The sequence below is a fragment of the Acuticoccus sediminis genome (assembly GCF_003258595.1).
In the GTDB taxonomy this organism is placed as follows: Bacteria; Pseudomonadota; Alphaproteobacteria; order Rhizobiales; family Amorphaceae; genus Acuticoccus; species Acuticoccus sediminis.
Genome location: NZ_QHHQ01000004.1, coordinates 551,970 through 567,603, shown reverse-complemented (window position 1 = coordinate 567,603; position 15,634 = coordinate 551,970). Strand labels below are relative to the sequence as shown.

Below are 15,634 nucleotides of genomic sequence, written 5' to 3'. Positions count from 1 at the left end.
TTTGTCTCAAAACAAACCGATCGGTCAATTCGCGTTGCGGGTTCGGCTATCGACCTTCGCCCTCGACAGGCTGCGACGCGCATCGCGCAATTCGCATGCCGCAAAGGTCAAAAGGCTGCCGGCGATCAACAGGATCTCGAGCAACACGACCAGGTTCATATCCATGGATCACCCTGCCGCTGATTGTCTGATCGCGGCTCGGCGCCGCGGGTCATTGAGCCGCAAGATAGTGTAGTTCAGGTACGAAGCAAAGGCTGACCACACGAGATAGGGGAGTAAAAGCGCCCCGCTCACAGGGGAAATTTGCGTAAATAGGACAATCGTCGCAGCTATCGCGACAATCATTACAAGAATGTCAGCTAGCGCCCATCCCATCCGATGCGCGCCGAAAAACAACGGCGACCAAGCGGCATTGAGGGCGAGCTGAATTCCGAAAACCGTTAGCGGGACGACGCGTTCGGCGGGCGTCGCAGCAACTGTGAAGACATATCCGGCCGAAGCAATCATCGCGTAAATAATGGTCCACGCAACAGGAAACGCCCAATTCGGCGGCGTCCATGCGGGCTTGGCGAGGGTTCGGTACCATTGGCCGGGGCGGAAGTAGGCCCCGGTCGCGGCCGCCAGGAGCGTTGCAAATATAAAAATCGCGAGGATGGGCCAGTTCACCGGTGACGCTCCTTTGCGGGACATCAACGCCGGGCCGGGGAAGATCGGTCCCGGCGCGCTGCGCAGTTATTCCGGCGCGATCAGGCCGTCGAGCAGGTTGAGCGCCTCGAGGACGCTCGTCTTGCGCACGGAATCGCGGCCGATATCGCCGAAGCGGCACTCCCGGTGGACGGTCGCGCCTGCCGCCGCTGCGGCGAAATGGACCAGTCCGACGGGCTTCTCGGCGCTTCCCCCGCCCGGTCCGGCGACGCCGGTCACCGAGACGCTGACGAGGTTGGGCGCGGCGCCGGAGCGGTCGCGGGCCGCCTCGGCCATGGCGCGGGCGACCTCCTCGCTGACGGCGCCGTGCGCCTCGATCAGCGATTCGGGCACGCCGAGGCGGATCTTGGCGCTGTTGGAGTAGGTGACGAAGCCGCCCTCGACCACGTCCGACGAGCCGGCAATGGCGGTGAGGGAGCCGGAGATCAGCCCGCCGGTGCACGATTCGCACGTGACCACCATGACGCCGGCCTCGCGCGCTGCGGTCAGGAGGGCCTCGGCGCGCTCGCGGATGTCGTCGTCGATCATTCCATGCTCCTCAGCACTGTGGCGGTCGCCTGCGCGGCGATGCCTTCGCCGCGCCCGGTGAAGCCGAGCCGCTCCGTGGTCGTCGCCTTCACTGACACGGCGGTCACGGGGACGGCGACGATCTCGGCGATCCGCGCCCGCATCGCCTCGCGAACCGGACCGATCTTGGGTCGTTCGCACATGATTGTGAGGTCGATATGGACGATCCGCCCGCCCGCCTTGCGCACGCGGTCGGCGGCGTAGGCGAGGAACCGGTCCGACGCCGCCCCGCGCCAGGCCTCGTCGCTGGGCGGGAAGTGGTGGCCGATGTCGCCGTCGCCGATGGCGCCGAAGAGGGCGTCGGTGATCGCGTGCAGGGCGACGTCGGCGTCCGAATGGCCCTGCAGGCGCATGGGAACGTCGAGGACGAGGCCGCCGATGATCATCGGCCCGCCCTTCTCGAGGCGGTGGACGTCGAAGCCGTGGCCGACGACCGGCACCTCGAGGAGGCTCGCCCTGGCGACGGCGAGGTCATCCTCGGTGGTGATCTTGAAGTTGGTGCGTTCGCCGGGAACGGTGGTCACGCGGCCTCCCTGGGCTTCGACGAGGCCGGCATCGTCGGTGGCGCTCTCCCGCGCGGCGGCGTGGGCGGCGCGCAGGGCCGCGACGTGGAAACCCTGCGGGGTCTGCACCTGGACGAGGGCGCTGCGGTCGACGGTGGCGACAACCTCCGAGCCGTCCACGCGCTTCAGCGTGTCCGCGACGGGGACCGCCGGGATGACGGCGGCCGACTGCGCGAGCGCCGCCGCCACGCGGTCGATGACGGCGGCCGAGACGAACGGCCTCGCGGCGTCGTGGACCATCACTCCGGCGGCGGGATCGGCAGCGGGGAGGGCGTCGAGGCCCCTCGCGACGGAGGCCTGCCGCGTCTCGCCGCCATGGACGACCCGGACGGCACGCGGCCGGTCGGCGAGCGCCGCCCCGAGCCGCTCCTCGTCGCCCTCGGCGATCACGACGACGACGTCCCGGATGACCGGATGGTCCAAAAAGGCGTCGACGGCGCGGGCGACGATCGTGCGTGACCCAAGGGGCAGGTACTGCTTGGGAAGCGCCCCGCCGAGGCGGGTGCCGCGGCCGGCTGCAACGATGATCGCGTCGATGGGCATCATGGCGGCGTCATAGCCCGCCCCGCGACGACGCGCCATCCGCCACGCGCGGGCCAGATCAGCGGTGGGGAGCGACGCAGGGTGGGTACCCAAGACCATTTTGCGACCTTAGATATGGCGCCCCGTTGGGCAATCCGATGCGCCGTCGCGGACAGTGCGGAGGATGCGGGCAGATGGCGGCGGTGCACGGCGGCGGCGTTTCAGGCAGACGCTGCACAAGGGATCCGCTCATCGGTCTCGAAACAGGTTTTCCCCTCAACGGTTCAACACGGACTTGCCAACTTTGGTGTCATGGTCAAAAGATGAGCACCGTGAGGCCGCAGAGGTGCCCAACCAAATATGAATGAGTGTGCCGTCGGCAACGTTACCCTCGCGGGACGCGCGACGCTGGCGCCGATGTCGGGTGTCAGCGACTGGCCATTTCGCCAGCTCGCCGCCCGCTACGGTGCCGGACTTGTCATCAGCGAGATGGTGGCGAGCGACCGCCTGGTCGCCCGCGAAGCGGAGACGCGGCTGAAACTCGAAGGCCGCGGTCTCGATGTTCACTGTGTACAACTCGCCGGCTGCCGGCCGCACGATCTCGCCGAGGCCGCGCGGATCGCCGAGGCGGCCGGTGCCCACATCATCGACATCAACATGGGATGTCCCGCCAAGCGCGTCGTCGGCGGCTGGGCCGGCTCGGCGCTGATGCGGGACCCGGTGCACGCCGCGAGCCTCGTCGCGGCGACGGTGTCCGCGGTCAGCGTCCCGGTCACGGTGAAGATGCGCCTCGGCTATGACCGCGTCACGCTGAGCGCGCCGGAGCTTGCCCGCCGCGCCGTCGACGCGGGCGCCGTGGCGATCACCGTCCACGGCCGCACCCGCTGCCAGCGCTACACGGGCACCGCCGACTGGCGGGCGATCCGTGCGACACGCGAGGCTGTGACGGTGCCGCTCACCGCCAACGGCGACATCGTCGACACGCCGACCGCCCGGGCCGCGCTGGCCGCGAGCGGGGCGGACATGGTGATGATCGGCCGGGCCGCGCTCGGGGCGCCGTGGCTCCCGGGTGTCGTCAGCGCCGACCTCGACGGGCGCCGCCGGCCCGCCGTGCCGCGGTCCGCCGGCGAGATCGGCGCGCTGGCGCGCGAACATGCCGAACTGCTCCTCGAGCATGCCGGCCCGGCGCTGGGCCTTCGCCTGATGCGCAAGCACACCGCCGCCTACGCCGACCATGTCGCAGCGCCCGCCGCGCTGCGCAAAGCCGCACTCACCGCGGAGGCGCCTGCCGAGGCCCTCCGAGCCATCGATGCGCTGTTCGCAGCGGCCGACGGCGCAACCCTGAAGGCCGCCGCATGACCGCCGCCGCTCGCCGCGTAACGCCGTCGGCCATCCTCAACGCGCTCCCGCACGCCATCGTCGTGCTGGGGCCGGACGACGAGATCATCTCCGCCAACGACGCCGCGGAGGCCTTCTTCGGCGCCTCGATGGCGCACCTGCAGAAGAAGCCGCTCGACCGGTTCGTGCCGTTCGGCAGCCCGCTGCTGTCGCTGCCCGCGAAGGTGCGGCAGGCGGGCGCCGGGCTCGTCGAGTACCGGGTCGACCTCTCCTCGCCCCGTCTAGGGCAGGGCCAGGTGGTGGACATCCACGCGATGCCGCTCCCCGAAGACCCGCAGATGGTTGTCCTGACGCTCGACCGGCCGTCGATGGCCGACAAGATCGACCGCGCGCTGACCTCGCGGGCCGCCGCGCGCTCCGTGACGGGCCTCGCGGCGATGCTGGCGCACGAGATCCGCAACCCGCTGTCCGGCATCCGCGGCGCGGCGCAGCTGATCGAGCCGACCCTCGACGAGGACGACCGCGCGCTCGCCCGGCTGATCACCGCCGAGACCGACCGGATCGTCAAGCTCGTCGACCGCATGGAGGTGTTCGGCGACGCGCGTCCCGTGCAGCGCGCCCCGGTCAACATCCACACCGTGCTGGACCACGTCGAGCGCCTCGCGGCGTCCGGGTTCGCCAGCCACCTCGAGATCCGCAAGGCGTACGACCCGTCGCTGCCGCCGGTCAATGCGAACCACGACCAGCTCATCCAGGTGTTCCTCAACCTGGTGAAGAACGCGGCCGAGGCGCTGTCCGATCAGGAGGGTGGCATCATCACGCTCACGACGGCGTTCAGGCCGGGGATGCGCGTCGCCGCTCCCGGCTCGCCGCACAAGGTATCCCTGCCGCTGGAGTTCTGCGTCAAGGACAACGGGCCCGGTGTCCCGGAGGACCTGGTCCCGCATCTCTTCGAACCTTTCGTGACGACGAAGACCAACGGCACGGGCCTCGGCCTCGCGCTGGTGGCCAAGATCGTCGGCGACCATGGCGGCGTCATCGAGATCGATTCGAACGCCGGTACCACGGTGCGCATCCTGATGCCCGCATATGAAGGAAGTGAGAGAGTGACCCCATGAGTGGCACGATCCTGGTCGCGGACGACGATGGGGCGATCCGCACGGTTCTCAATCAGGCCCTGTCGCGGGCGGGCTTCGACGTCCGCTGCACCTCGAACGCGGCGACTCTCTGGAATTGGATCGACCAAGGCGACGGCGACCTCGTCATCACCGACGTCATCATGCCGGACGAGAATGCGTTCGAGCTCCTGCCCCGGGTGAAGAAGCGCCGTCCGGACCTGCCGGTGGTCGTGATCTCGGCGCAGAACACGTTCATGACCGCGATCCGCGCCTCCGAGCGCGGCGCCTACGAGTACCTGCCCAAGCCCTTCGACCTGAAGGAGCTGATCAACGTCGTCGGCCGCGCGCTGAACGAGCCGCGGGGCAAGCCGCCGGAGCGGGTCAACCACGCCGAGGGCGAGCCGATGCCCCTCGTCGGCCGCTCGGCGGCGATGCAGGACATCTACCGCGTCCTCGCCCGGCTGATGCAGACCGACCTCACCGTGCTGATCCACGGCGAGTCCGGCACCGGCAAGGAGCTGGTCGCGCGCGCGCTCCACGACTACGGCAAGCGCCGCAAGGGCCCCTTCGTCGCGATCAACATGGCGGCGATCCCGAAGGAGCTGATCGAGGCGGAGCTCTTCGGCTACGAGAAGGGCGCCTTCACCGGCGCCACCTCGCGCCACCCCGGCCGGTTCGAGCAGGCAGAGGGGGGCACGCTCTTCCTGGACGAGATCGGCGACATGCCGATGGAGGCGCAGACCCGCCTCCTGCGCGTCCTGCAGGAGGGCGAGTACACCACCGTCGGCGGCCGCTCGCCGATCCGCACCAACGTGCGCATCGTGGCGGCCACCAACCGCGACCTGCGCCAGTGGATCAGCCAGGGCCTCTTCCGCGAGGACCTCTACTTCCGCCTCAACGTCGTGCCGCTGCGCCTGCCGCCCCTGCGCGAGCGCAAGGAGGACATCGCCGACCTCGCGCGGCACTTCTTCACGCAGTGCGAGTCGGAGGGGCTTCCCGCCAAGCGGCTCGACAACGACGCCGTGGCGGCGCTGCAGGCGCACCGGTGGTCGGGCAACGTGCGCGAGCTGGAGAACCTGATCCGCCGCCTCGCGGCCCTCTACCCCGAGGACGTGATCACGCGGGCCCACATCGAGCACGAGCTCGACGACCAGTCGACGCCCGCCCAGCCCGCCAGCAGCGGACCGGCGCAGGCCGAGACGCTGCAGGAGTCGGTGGAGCGGCACCTCAACGACTACTTCGCCGAGTTCGGCGCCTCGCTGCCGCCGCCGGGGCTCTACCACCGCATCATGCGCGACGTGGAGTATCCGCTGGTCTCGGCCGCGCTCGCGGCGACGCGGGGCAACCAGATCAAGGCGGCGGAGCTCCTCGGCGTGAACCGCAACACGCTGCGCAAGAAGATCCGCGACCTCGACGTGAGGATGATCCGCCCCGTCCGCTGACGGGTCGGGCCGCGCGCGGCGACCGGCATCGAACTGCCGCCGGACGCTGCTGCGAAGTGCCGAAGGCCGGCCCCGCCGGTTACGAAGATTTAATACTTGGCGAGGGAATGGGGCAGCACCTTGATGGCTGCCCCATTTCCATTCCGGGCCCCGGTCGGTCCAGCGCGCGGGCACCGGATCCTGCGCTCCCGCCCATACGCCGCATGCCCGCGCGAGCGTCCCGAGACGGGTGGCGGGGTGGGGCCGGGACTGGATGGGGGAGGCGGATCGACGGCGCGGGCGCGTGTCAGCCGACGCCCCGTCGGGGGCCATGGCGGGCGCCGAAAGCGGGCGGCCGGAGGCGCGGCGCTACCAGCTACGCAAAAAGTCGCAGGTTTTACGGATCTTTTCGGCGGTTGGATCGTTCTGTTCGCAGAGAGCTACAGGAGTGCAACCATGGACGTCGTTCGCGTATTGCTGGCTATCTTGCTGCCGCCGCTCGGTGTCTTCCTGCAGGTCGGATTGGGACTTCAGTTCTGGCTGAACATCCTCCTGACCCTGCTCGGATACATCCCCGGCATCATTCACGCGGTGTGGGTCATCGCCCGCAGGTAACCTGAATATCGCATCAGTATCGCGTCGCTCTCGGGGCCGTCACCGGCCCCGAAGCGCTGTCTTCAGCTCGGAAACGACTCGCGTTCCGGCGTATCACAGCCGATCTGGCCCATCGTGCAGCGGCTTCCGTCAGAGAACGAATGAGAGCCGCTCACCGCGGCATAAAGCGGCCCGACGATCATCACGATCAGAACCGCGAACGCGGCCATCGCGCTTACACACTTTCCCATCTCGGCTGCCCTCAATTTTAAGATGTTGCTACACAGCTGGTCAATCAAGCCGTGTAACGGGCCGTTTCTTGCGTATTACGCGTGATTGGCTTTACGGGCAATCGGGTGAACGTCATCCTCACGGTATCGCCACAATCGCGCGAAGTTGGCGTAAACAATATGTTGCACGCCGCCCGTGGCCGGGATAACCGCGCCACATGACCGACATTGTCCTCTACGACACACGCACCCGCCGCAAGGCTCCGTTCGTCCCGCGCGACCCCCGGAACGTGCGTCTCTATGTGTGTGGTCCGACGGTCTACGACTTCGCCCACATCGGCAACGCGCGCCCCATCATCGTCTTCGACGTGCTCTTCCGCCTGCTGCGCGCGCGCTACGGCGACGGCCACGTCACCTACGTGCGCAACGTCACCGACGTCGACGACAAGATCAACGCGCGCGCCGCCGAGCGCGGCATCTCCATCCGCGACCTCACCGAGGCGACCCTCGCCGACTTCCACGCCGACATCGCCGCCATCGGCTGCCTGCCGCCGACGGTGGAGCCGCGCGCGACCGACAATATCGGCGAGATGCGCGACCTCATCGAGCGCCTGGTAGAGCGGGGCCACGCCTACGTGGCCGACGGGCACGTCCTCTTCGCGGTCGCCTCGTTCGGCGCCTACGGCGCGCTCTCCAAGCGTTCGCTGGACGAGATGATGGCCGGCGCGCGCGTCGAGGTGGCGCCCTACAAGCGCGACGCGATGGACTTCGTGCTGTGGAAGCCGTCCGCGCCCGGCGAGCCGTCCTGGCCGAGCCCCGCCGGCATCGAGGTCGAGGGGCGGCCGGGCTGGCACATCGAGTGCTCGGCGATGGCCCACCGCTATCTCGGCGAGGAGTTCGACATCCACGGCGGCGGCATCGACCTCGCCTTCCCGCACCACGAGAACGAGCGCGCCCAGACCTGCTGCGCCTTCGGCCACGACGAGATGGCCTCGGTCTGGATGCACAACGGCTTCCTCCAGGTGGAGGGGCGCAAGATGGCGAAGTCGGAGGGCAACTTCATCACCATCCGGCAGGCGCTCGGCAGCGCCGACGGCGACACGCTGCGCCTCGCGATGCTGATGACGCAGTACCGCCAGCCCATCGACTGGACCGAGCGCCGCCTCGACGAGGCGCGTACGATGCTGCGTGCCTGGGCCGCCGCCCCTTCGGCGGACGGCGAGGCGGACGGGGCGGTGGTGGCCGCCCTCGCCGACGACCTCAACACCCCGCTCGCCATCGCCCGTCTCGGCGAGATGGCGCGGACCGGGGCGCCCGGCGTCGGCGCGAGCGCCATGCTCCTCGGCATCGACCTCGACCGGGTGCGGGCGTCGGTCGACGCGGCCGTGGCCGAGAAGGCGGCGGGCCTGTCGCTCGACGTCGACGCGCTGGTGGCCGAGCGGCTCGCGGCGCGCGCCGCGAAGGACTTCGCCCGCGCCGACGCGATCCGCGATCAGCTCCAGGCCGAGGGTGTCGTCCTCAAGGACGGCAAGGACGCCGACGGCAGGCCCGCGACCACCTGGTCCCTCGCGACCTGACGGCGGCGCCGGTCACGCCGGCTTCCGCCACTCCATGATCACGAACCAGGGGACGCGCCGGTAACGCACGGCGCGCTCGTCGGTGCCGGCCGCACGTGGCTCGTCGAAGTGGGTGAGGGCGAGGCCGGCGGACAGGAACGCCTCCATGTAGAGGCTCAGCGGCCGGTGCCAGTTGCGCACGTTGATGCCGCGCCAGCTGAACCACTCCGACCGCGCCTCGTAGTACCGGTCGATGGAGAATAGCGGATGGCCCTCCGCGTCCTCGGTCCACCCGCCGGAGCTGGCGGTGAAGTGCGGCGCGAGGTTCGCGACCAGCAGCCGTCCGCCGGGCGTCAGGACGCGGCTCATCTCCGCGACCGCCGCGGCGCAATCGTCGATGTCGATCAGCGTCAGGTACGAGACCACGAGGTCGAAGCTGCTCGCCGCGAAGGGGAGCGCCTCGGCATGGCCGCACAGGTACGCGCCCGCTCCGCCCGGACCATCGGGGTGCCGCGCGCGGGCGGACTCCAGCAGGGCCGGCACCGGGTCGAGACCCACCGCCGCGATCCCGTGCGCCGCCAGCTTCCGGCAGAACCGCCCCTCGCCGCAGCCGACGTCGAGCATTCGGCCGACCGGTGCGGCGAGCGCGCGCGCCGTCATCGGCGCATCGAGGACGCATTGGCGGCTCCAGTCCCCGTCGTCGCCGTTCATGTCGGCGATCCACGCCTCCGCGGAGGCGGTCCAGCCGTTCTCGTCACGCATGGGGGTCTCTGGGTGGGGGCTCTCGGATGCCGCTCGGATATCGCATCCGCACCGGTGCCGCGAGCCCTTCCGGCCGGCGGGACCGGCCGCGTGCGGACCGCCGCCCCGGTCACGCCGGTGGACAGGCCCGGCGGTGCCGGCCTTCTGGCGTCCGAACGGGGTCGGTTCTCGATGCGGGCATGATCGCCGCGCCGCAGGGTACCGGGGCGGGATCGGCATCCGCGGTGTCGCGCGCGCCGCAGGGAACCGGGCGGGATCGGTGTCCAACCGGTGGGGTGGCGCGGGCGGTGTTGTGCGGGGGGAGGGCGGGGTTGCCGGCGCCGCCTCAGAGGCGGCGCAGCATGGCCTGCTCGGGTGTGCGCTCGCGCACGAGGGCGTCGTGCCGCTCCACCAGGACCGGCACGACCTCGGAGATCGTGTCCACGACGTCGTAGGAGACATCCCAGCCGGGGCGGATGAAGCCGGCCTGCACCATGTGCTGGATGAGTGCGTTGAGGGGGGCCCAGAAGTCCGCCACGTTGGCGAGGACGATCGGCTTTTCGTGCCGGCCGAGCTGGGACCAGGTCATCATCTCGACGACCTCCTCCAGCGTGCCGATGCCACCGGGGAGGGCGACGAAGCCGTCCGCGTGCTCGAACATGAGCCGCTTCCGCTCGTGCATGTCCTCGGTGACGATGAGTTCCGTGACCTCCGTGAGCATCACCTCACGGTCGTGCAGGAAGCGGGGGATGATGCCGATGACCCGGCCGCCTTCCTGCAGAACTCTGTGTGCAATCCGGCCCATGAGGCCGAGGGACCCGCCGCCATAGACGAGCGTGATGGACGCGCGCGCGAGCGCCGTGCCCAGCTCGTCTGCGGCGGCAGCGAAACGAGGATCATGGCCTGTCGCCGATCCGCAATAAACACAGACGCTGTTCATACCTTGCATAGCAATACGCTAGCACGGCCGAACGGATCGCGCGACGCTGATGATGGCGTGCGAAGTGCCCTTAGTTGTTGGTCGCCGCGGCCGCGTCGTCGGCCGCCTCCTGCGCGCTGTCCGCCGCGTTTTCGGCCGCGTCGCCAGCACGGTCGGTCGCGTTCTCGATCGCGTCGCCCGTCTGCTCCAGCGGGGTCTCATCGAAGTAGCCCAGGTAGTAGGCGCCACCTGCCGCGATGAGGGCCACGATGATGATGGTGATGATAGTGTTCGTCACGTTCATGGAACGCTCCCGGACTGCGGCCCTGCGCCAGCGGGCCCGCGTGAGGAATGGGACCGCGGCAGGGCGTCTGCGCGGTCGGGCGCCAAGAGGGCGCGGCGGCGCCCACTTCGGCCAGTCAACGTACAAGTCGCTCAACCGTTCAACACCGTCTGCGCAGTTATTGGACAGCGAGGCCGGGCTGCGCCTCGCCAGACTGCCGATTGTGCAGGATATCTCCGGGTATTCGATGAAACCGAAATTGATTGACGCACCCGGGGGCGACCGCTCCGTTCCATGCGCCGCCGGTCGGCGCGGCGGCCCGGCGCGCGCTAGTCGCCGGTGATGATCGCGGTGCCGGAGGCGCGCGAGCCGCTGGCGTCGCCGACGACGAGGTAGAAGTGCGTGTCGCCCCCGGCGCCGCCGTCCGGCAGGATCGGAACGGAGACCGATTTGCGCGTCTCGCCGGGATCGAACGTCAGGGTGCCGGCGGTGGCGACGTAGTCCCTGCCGGCCGTCGCCGTGCCGTCGACCGTCGCGAACCTGACCGCGACGCTCTCCGCCGCCGGCGCGTCCAGCGTGACCGCGAACACCGCGCCGGCGTTCGTCGCGCTCGCGGCGAGCGGGACCGGCGGGCGGCTGGTGGCGAGGAACGGCTGGAGGACGCGGATCACCTCTGGCCGCACCGTGGTCCAGTCGTCCGCGAGGAGGCCGCCGGTGTCGCCGGAATTGGGGTTCAGCGACCACCAGAACCACGGAACGCCGAGCGACGTGATGTAGTCGGAGAGCTCGGCCGCCCAGGTGAGGTCGGCGTGGGTCTCGAGGAAGCTGCCCCATTCGCCGATCAGCACCGGCCCGATGCCGTCCCTGACGATGTAGCCCCAGTTCTTGTCCCACACCTCCCTTAGGGGGCGCCCGTCGCTGAACCAGGGCTGCTCGTAGACCGACGGCGGGTAGTCGTGGATCGAGTAGACCAGCTTGTCCGGCGCGCTGAGGCGGACCGGATGGTCGCGCACGCCCTGCAGGTTCCCGCCCCACCAGTAGGTGTCGCCGTCGTAGACCGCGGTGCCCTCGACGATGACGAGCCAGTCCGGCGCCACCTCGAGGACGGCGTTGCCGATGCGCCCCGCCGCCGCGCCCCAGTCGGTGGCCGAGCCGTCCCCCCAGGTGGCCATGTGCGGCTCGTTCATGAGGTCGGCGCCGATCACCGCCGGCTTGTCGCGGTACCGCTCGGCCATGGCCTGCCACTCGGCGATGACGTCGGCCTCGGTGCGGCCGTCGCCGTACCAGAGGCCGTTGTCGTTCGGCCCGCCGCCCGGCTTGCCGCGGTGATAGTCGAGCAGGACCCTGAGGCCGATGGTGTCGGCGTAGTCGACGATGAGGTCGAGGATCTGGATGCCGTTGAGGCCGGCGAGGTCCGGGTTGAGGGCGAAGTCGATGCCCGAGACGTCGCCGCCGGTGGCGACCAGCTCGCCCGAGAAGGGGATGCGCAGCGTGTTGAAGCCGAGCGAGCGCACCTCGTCCATCATGTCGCGCCAGTTGCGTGCCCAGAGCCCGTGGGGGACGTAGATCTCGGTCTCGAAGCCGAACCAGTTGATGCCGTGGATCTCGACCGGGCGACCGCCGGAATCGACGATGCGCGTGCCGCGGACGGAGAACGGCCCGGGCGCGAAGGCGGCGAGCTGGAGCGCGGCGCCCGGCGGCTCGGCGACGGTGGGATTGGAGACGCCGAGGCCGACGGCCTGAGCCGGGACGGCGGTGGTGGCGGGCGCCGCGGGTGCCGCCGGCGCCCGCTGGCCGCCCGGCGTCGGGATCGCCGTGCCCGGCGGCGGAGGCGGGGGGGCGATGGCGGCATCGGCGGCCTGGCCCGCAACGTCCGCGGCGAGCTTGACCTCGGCGGTGACCAGCGAGAAGGCGCCGCCGCCGTCGATCTCCATCCCGAACTCGATGCTGGTCCCGGCGCGGATCTGGTGGTTGTAGCTCGCCGGACCCAGCACGTAGCGCGTCCCCCGCTGCGACATCACGACCGCGTTCCAGATGTTCACGATGCTGCCGCCGGCGTCGAGCTCGACGGTCCAGCCGTCGACCGGTTCGGTGACGGACATCGTCACGTCGACAACCGATCCGGTCTGCCAGTCCTCGCGCACGTTCGCGCTGAGGCGGGCCTCGCTGGAGACGAGGTCGCTCACCTGCGGCGCGCCTTGCGCTTCACCGACCGCGAGCAGCGCTGCCATCAGGATGAGGATCAATTTCGCCATCGGACCTTTGAACGCTCGTTTCGCACGCGTGCTTACCCCGGCAAGTCCGCCGCATGCCAGCAACACCGGGGTGTCGTACTTGTGGGTGAAGTAAGGAGGGCACATGTCAGGCTTGCCGTCCACCGGGCTTTCGCGTATCGAACCGGCTGCGGCGACGTGGCGGAGTGGTTACGCAGCGGACTGCAAATCCGTGTACGCCGGTTCGATTCCGGCCGTCGCCTCCAGCTTGACCGGCGCGGTGGTGGCTTCGCCGGTGCGCCCAACGACGCGGGTATTGACCCGTGAGGAGAACGACGATGGGTGACGAGGCGATTCTGCGCACTCGGATGGTCAACAACCAGCTGCGTACGTTCGACGTCACAGACCACCGGATCCAGGACGCGTTCCTCTCGATCCAGCGCGAGAAGTTCGTGCCGGGCGAGCTGCGCGCCATCGCGTATTCCGACGAGGCCCTCCCGATCCAGCGTGACGCCATCGGCCGCCCGGTCCGCACCATGACGCGACCGGCGATCCTGGCGCGCATGATCCAGACCGCCCAGCCGGTCGAGGACGACGTGGTGCTGCTGGTCGGCGCCGGCCTCGGCTACACCGCGGCGATCCTTGGACAGCTCGCCGGCTCCGTGATCGCGCTGGAGTGCGAGGAGGAGCTCGCCGACAGGGCCACCGCCGACCTCGAGGAGGACGTCTCCAACGTGGTCGTCGTGACCGGTCCGCTCGAGGAGGGCTGGCCGAAGGAAGCGCCGTACGACGTGATCTTCGTCGACGGTGCCATCCTCGTGGAGCCGGTCAAGCTCATCGAGCAGCTCAAGGTCGGAGGCCGCCTCGTCGCGATCCACGGCGAGGGACTGGCGGGCCGCGTGCAGATCTTCGCCAAGGGCGAGCACGGCGTTTCGATGCGCTACAGCATCAACGCGGCGGCGACGATTCTCCCCGGGTTCAAGGCCGAGCCCGCGTTCGTCTTCTGACCGCCGCGGCGCGGTCGACGGGAGACGGCGGATCGGACACGGTTCCACCTCTGATCGTTGCGCTCTGTGGACAATCCTCGGCGACCTTCATGTATGGTTCATGTGTCGTTGCAGGAAAGACGCACACGCTGATGGCCTGATGGTTCTGACCCTGTCGGGGGGAACTGGGGTCTGGCTCAAGGAATTGACCTGCACTTAAAACATGCTCTGGTTCCTAGAGGGCGTGAGCATGCCAAGTCGTATCCGAGTTTCAGCCTTGGCCGCGGTCGCACTGGCCGTCTGGGGGAACCCGGCGTCGTCTCAGACGATGACGGAATCCCTGGCGTCAGCATACTCGACCAACCCGCAGCTGAATGTGGCGCGAGCCCAGCTCAGGGCCGTGGACGAGGATATCGCGATCGCCCGGTCCCAGAACCGGCCGCTCGTGCAGGCGTCCATTTCCTATCTGACCTCGGCGACGCAGGTGTATGGCGCTCGCGCCGTGCGCGGCTACACATCCAACAACCAGGTGGAGTTCGCGCTGCAGCTCCAGCAGCCGATCTTCCAGGGCTTCCAGGTCCGCAACACGATCCGGCAGGCCGAGTCGTCGGTTCAGGCGCAGCGGGCGGACCTGCAGGTGACCGAGCAGGACATCCTCCTCAACTCGGCGGTCGCGTTCCTCGACGTGATCCTCTACCGCCAGATCGTGAACCTGCGCCGCAACGACGTCGAGTTCCTCGGCGAGCAGGTCCGCGCGGCGCGCGACCGCTTCGAGGTCGGCGAGGGGACCCGCACGGACGTCTCGCAGGCCGAGGCCCGGCGCGCCGAGTCGCAGTCGCTGCTGAACGCCTCCGAGGCGAACTACGAGGCGGCCCGGGCGACCTACCAGCGCCAGACGAACCTCGTCGCCAACAACCTGCGTGACAACTTCAACGTCGAGCGGCTGCTGCCGAAGGACCTCGCCGCCGCGCTGAACACCGGCCAGCAGGGGCACCCGGCGATCATGGCCTCGCTGTTCAACGTCGACGTGAACATCTTCAACGTGGCAGCGCTGGAAGGCCAGTTCCTGCCGAGCCTGTCGGCCACCGCGTCGGCGAGCTCGACGGTGGACACGGTCGGCCTCGCCGACCGCACCGACGACGCCCGCTTCGGCCTCAACCTGACGATCCCGCTGTACCAGCGCGGCCAGGTGTCGGCGCAGGTGCGTCAGGCGAAGGAGAACCTGGGCGCGGCGCGCATCCAGGTCGACCTCAACCGCAACATCGTGCGCCAGTCGGTCGCCACGTCCTGGTCGGCCTACCAGGCCTCGGTCCGCTCGATCTTCGACGCACAGACCGGCGTGTTCTCCGCCCAGCTCGCCCTCGAAGGCGTCATCGAGGAGCAGCGGGTCGGCCAGCGCACCACGCTCGACGTTCTGGACTCGCAGCGCGACCTCATCAGCGCGCAGATCACGCTGGTGCAGGCGCAGCGCGACAAGGACGCGGCCGCGTTCCAGCTCCTGTCCAACGTCGGCCGCCTCAACGTCGCCTCGCTCGGCATCAACGTCGACAACTACCGTCCCGAGGAGCACACCGACGCCGTCCGCAACAAGTGGTACGGCGCCAAGACCCCGGACGGTCGCTGACCGCACGGCCTTCGGGCGGCATCTCAGCTCCACGTTTCAGGCGGCGGTCCCCCGGGGCCGCCGCCTTTTCGTTTGCGGCGGAGGGCGCATCCGGCATGCGCGGCCGACCCACCGAAAAGTTGCGATACTGGTTCTTTTCAATCTTAGGGTGATGTGGTCTGATGCGCGTCCATGAGAGGACGCTGCACCCGGGTGCGATCACGCATCTCCATTTCCGCGAACCGCCCGGAGCGACCGCCCGGGTCCGCGCGCCG

General features: G+C 69.4%; 16 protein-coding genes and 1 tRNA gene. 8 read left to right on the top strand and 9 right to left on the bottom strand.

Annotated elements, in window-relative coordinates:
- Window positions 1-24: 24 nt before the first annotated feature.
- The 4 genes from DLJ53_RS35300 to DLJ53_RS20680 form a co-directional block, all read right to left on the bottom strand.
- Window positions 25-165 (bottom strand): hypothetical protein, encoded by a 141-nt coding sequence (locus DLJ53_RS35300; RefSeq protein ID WP_162409431.1) that lies wholly within the window; start codon window positions 163-165, stop codon window positions 25-27.
- A gap of 3 nt (window positions 166-168) precedes the next feature.
- Window positions 169-666, bottom strand: coding sequence for a TspO/MBR family protein (locus tag DLJ53_RS20690; RefSeq protein WP_202913260.1), 498 nt, complete (start codon window positions 664-666; stop codon window positions 169-171).
- Between the two features lie 66 nt (window positions 667-732).
- Window positions 733-1,233: a CinA family protein gene (locus DLJ53_RS20685; RefSeq protein WP_111348727.1), complete on the bottom strand. Its 501-nt coding sequence runs from the start codon at window positions 1,231-1,233 to the stop codon at window positions 733-735.
- A complete protein-coding gene (locus DLJ53_RS20680) occupies window positions 1,230-2,381 on the bottom strand; it encodes a bifunctional 2-C-methyl-D-erythritol 4-phosphate cytidylyltransferase/2-C-methyl-D-erythritol 2,4-cyclodiphosphate synthase (protein WP_211100632.1) in 1,152 nt (383 codons plus the stop codon). Before DLJ53_RS20680 ends, DLJ53_RS20685 begins: the two co-directional genes overlap by 4 nt.
- 336 nt (window positions 2,382-2,717) lie before the next feature.
- Between DLJ53_RS20680 and dusB the strand changes: the two genes are divergently transcribed.
- From dusB to DLJ53_RS20660, 4 genes are all read left to right on the top strand, one after another.
- Complete coding sequence (gene dusB, locus DLJ53_RS20675) at window positions 2,718-3,716, top strand: tRNA dihydrouridine synthase DusB (RefSeq protein ID WP_111348725.1); 999 nt, start codon at window positions 2,718-2,720, stop codon at window positions 3,714-3,716.
- Window positions 3,713-4,813: a two-component system sensor histidine kinase NtrB gene (locus tag DLJ53_RS20670; protein WP_111348724.1), complete on the top strand. Its 1,101-nt coding sequence runs from the start codon at window positions 3,713-3,715 to the stop codon at window positions 4,811-4,813. The genes dusB and DLJ53_RS20670 overlap by 4 nt, the downstream gene beginning before the upstream one ends.
- Entirely contained in the window at window positions 4,810-6,255 is a 1,446-nt protein-coding gene (ntrC, locus tag DLJ53_RS20665) for a nitrogen regulation protein NR(I) (RefSeq protein WP_111348722.1), read from the top strand. Before DLJ53_RS20670 ends, ntrC begins: the two co-directional genes overlap by 4 nt.
- Before the next feature lie 435 nt (window positions 6,256-6,690).
- Window positions 6,691-6,849, top strand: a complete 159-nt coding sequence (locus DLJ53_RS20660; RefSeq protein ID WP_111348720.1) for a YqaE/Pmp3 family membrane protein — start codon at window positions 6,691-6,693, stop codon at window positions 6,847-6,849.
- A 62-nt stretch (window positions 6,850-6,911) separates the two neighbouring features.
- Here the strand turns inward: DLJ53_RS20660 and DLJ53_RS35295 are convergent, their stop codons facing one another.
- Window positions 6,912-7,058, bottom strand: coding sequence for a hypothetical protein (locus DLJ53_RS35295; RefSeq protein ID WP_162409429.1), 147 nt, complete (start codon window positions 7,056-7,058; stop codon window positions 6,912-6,914).
- A gap of 218 nt (window positions 7,059-7,276) precedes the next feature.
- Between DLJ53_RS35295 and cysS the strand changes: the two genes are divergently transcribed.
- Window positions 7,277-8,635: a cysteine--tRNA ligase gene (gene cysS / locus DLJ53_RS20655; RefSeq protein ID WP_111348718.1), complete on the top strand. Its 1,359-nt coding sequence runs from the start codon at window positions 7,277-7,279 to the stop codon at window positions 8,633-8,635.
- Between the two features lie 12 nt (window positions 8,636-8,647).
- On the opposite strand, the gene DLJ53_RS20650 is transcribed toward cysS, so the two are convergent.
- The 4 genes from DLJ53_RS20650 to DLJ53_RS20635 form a co-directional block, all read right to left on the bottom strand.
- Window positions 8,648-9,376 (bottom strand): class I SAM-dependent methyltransferase, encoded by a 729-nt coding sequence (locus DLJ53_RS20650; RefSeq protein WP_111348716.1) that lies wholly within the window; start codon window positions 9,374-9,376, stop codon window positions 8,648-8,650.
- A 325-nt stretch (window positions 9,377-9,701) separates the two neighbouring features.
- Window positions 9,702-10,304 carry an LOG family protein gene (locus DLJ53_RS20645; protein WP_111348715.1) on the bottom strand — a complete coding sequence of 201 codons (603 nt, stop codon included), beginning with the start codon at window positions 10,302-10,304 and terminating at the stop codon, window positions 9,702-9,704.
- Window positions 10,305-10,365: 61 nt separating this feature from the next.
- Complete coding sequence (locus DLJ53_RS20640; RefSeq protein ID WP_111348713.1) at window positions 10,366-10,578, bottom strand: hypothetical protein; 213 nt, start codon at window positions 10,576-10,578, stop codon at window positions 10,366-10,368.
- A 308-nt stretch (window positions 10,579-10,886) separates the two neighbouring features.
- Window positions 10,887-12,812, bottom strand: coding sequence for a cellulase family glycosylhydrolase (locus DLJ53_RS20635; RefSeq protein ID WP_162409427.1), 1,926 nt, complete (start codon window positions 12,810-12,812; stop codon window positions 10,887-10,889).
- 150 nt (window positions 12,813-12,962) lie between these two features.
- On the opposite strand from DLJ53_RS20635, the gene DLJ53_RS20630 reads away from it, so the two are divergent.
- From DLJ53_RS20630 to DLJ53_RS20620, 3 genes are all read left to right on the top strand, one after another.
- A tRNA-Cys gene (locus DLJ53_RS20630) sits at window positions 12,963-13,036 on the top strand.
- A gap of 72 nt (window positions 13,037-13,108) precedes the next feature.
- Entirely contained in the window at window positions 13,109-13,777 is a 669-nt protein-coding gene (locus DLJ53_RS20625) for a protein-L-isoaspartate O-methyltransferase family protein (RefSeq protein WP_111348710.1), read from the top strand.
- A 307-nt stretch (window positions 13,778-14,084) separates the two neighbouring features.
- The gene (locus DLJ53_RS20620; RefSeq protein ID WP_202913259.1) at window positions 14,085-15,380 is read left to right on the top strand and encodes a TolC family outer membrane protein; all 1,296 of its coding nucleotides are present in this window, start codon (window positions 14,085-14,087) and stop codon (window positions 15,378-15,380) included.
- Window positions 15,381-15,634 lie beyond the last annotated feature (254 nt).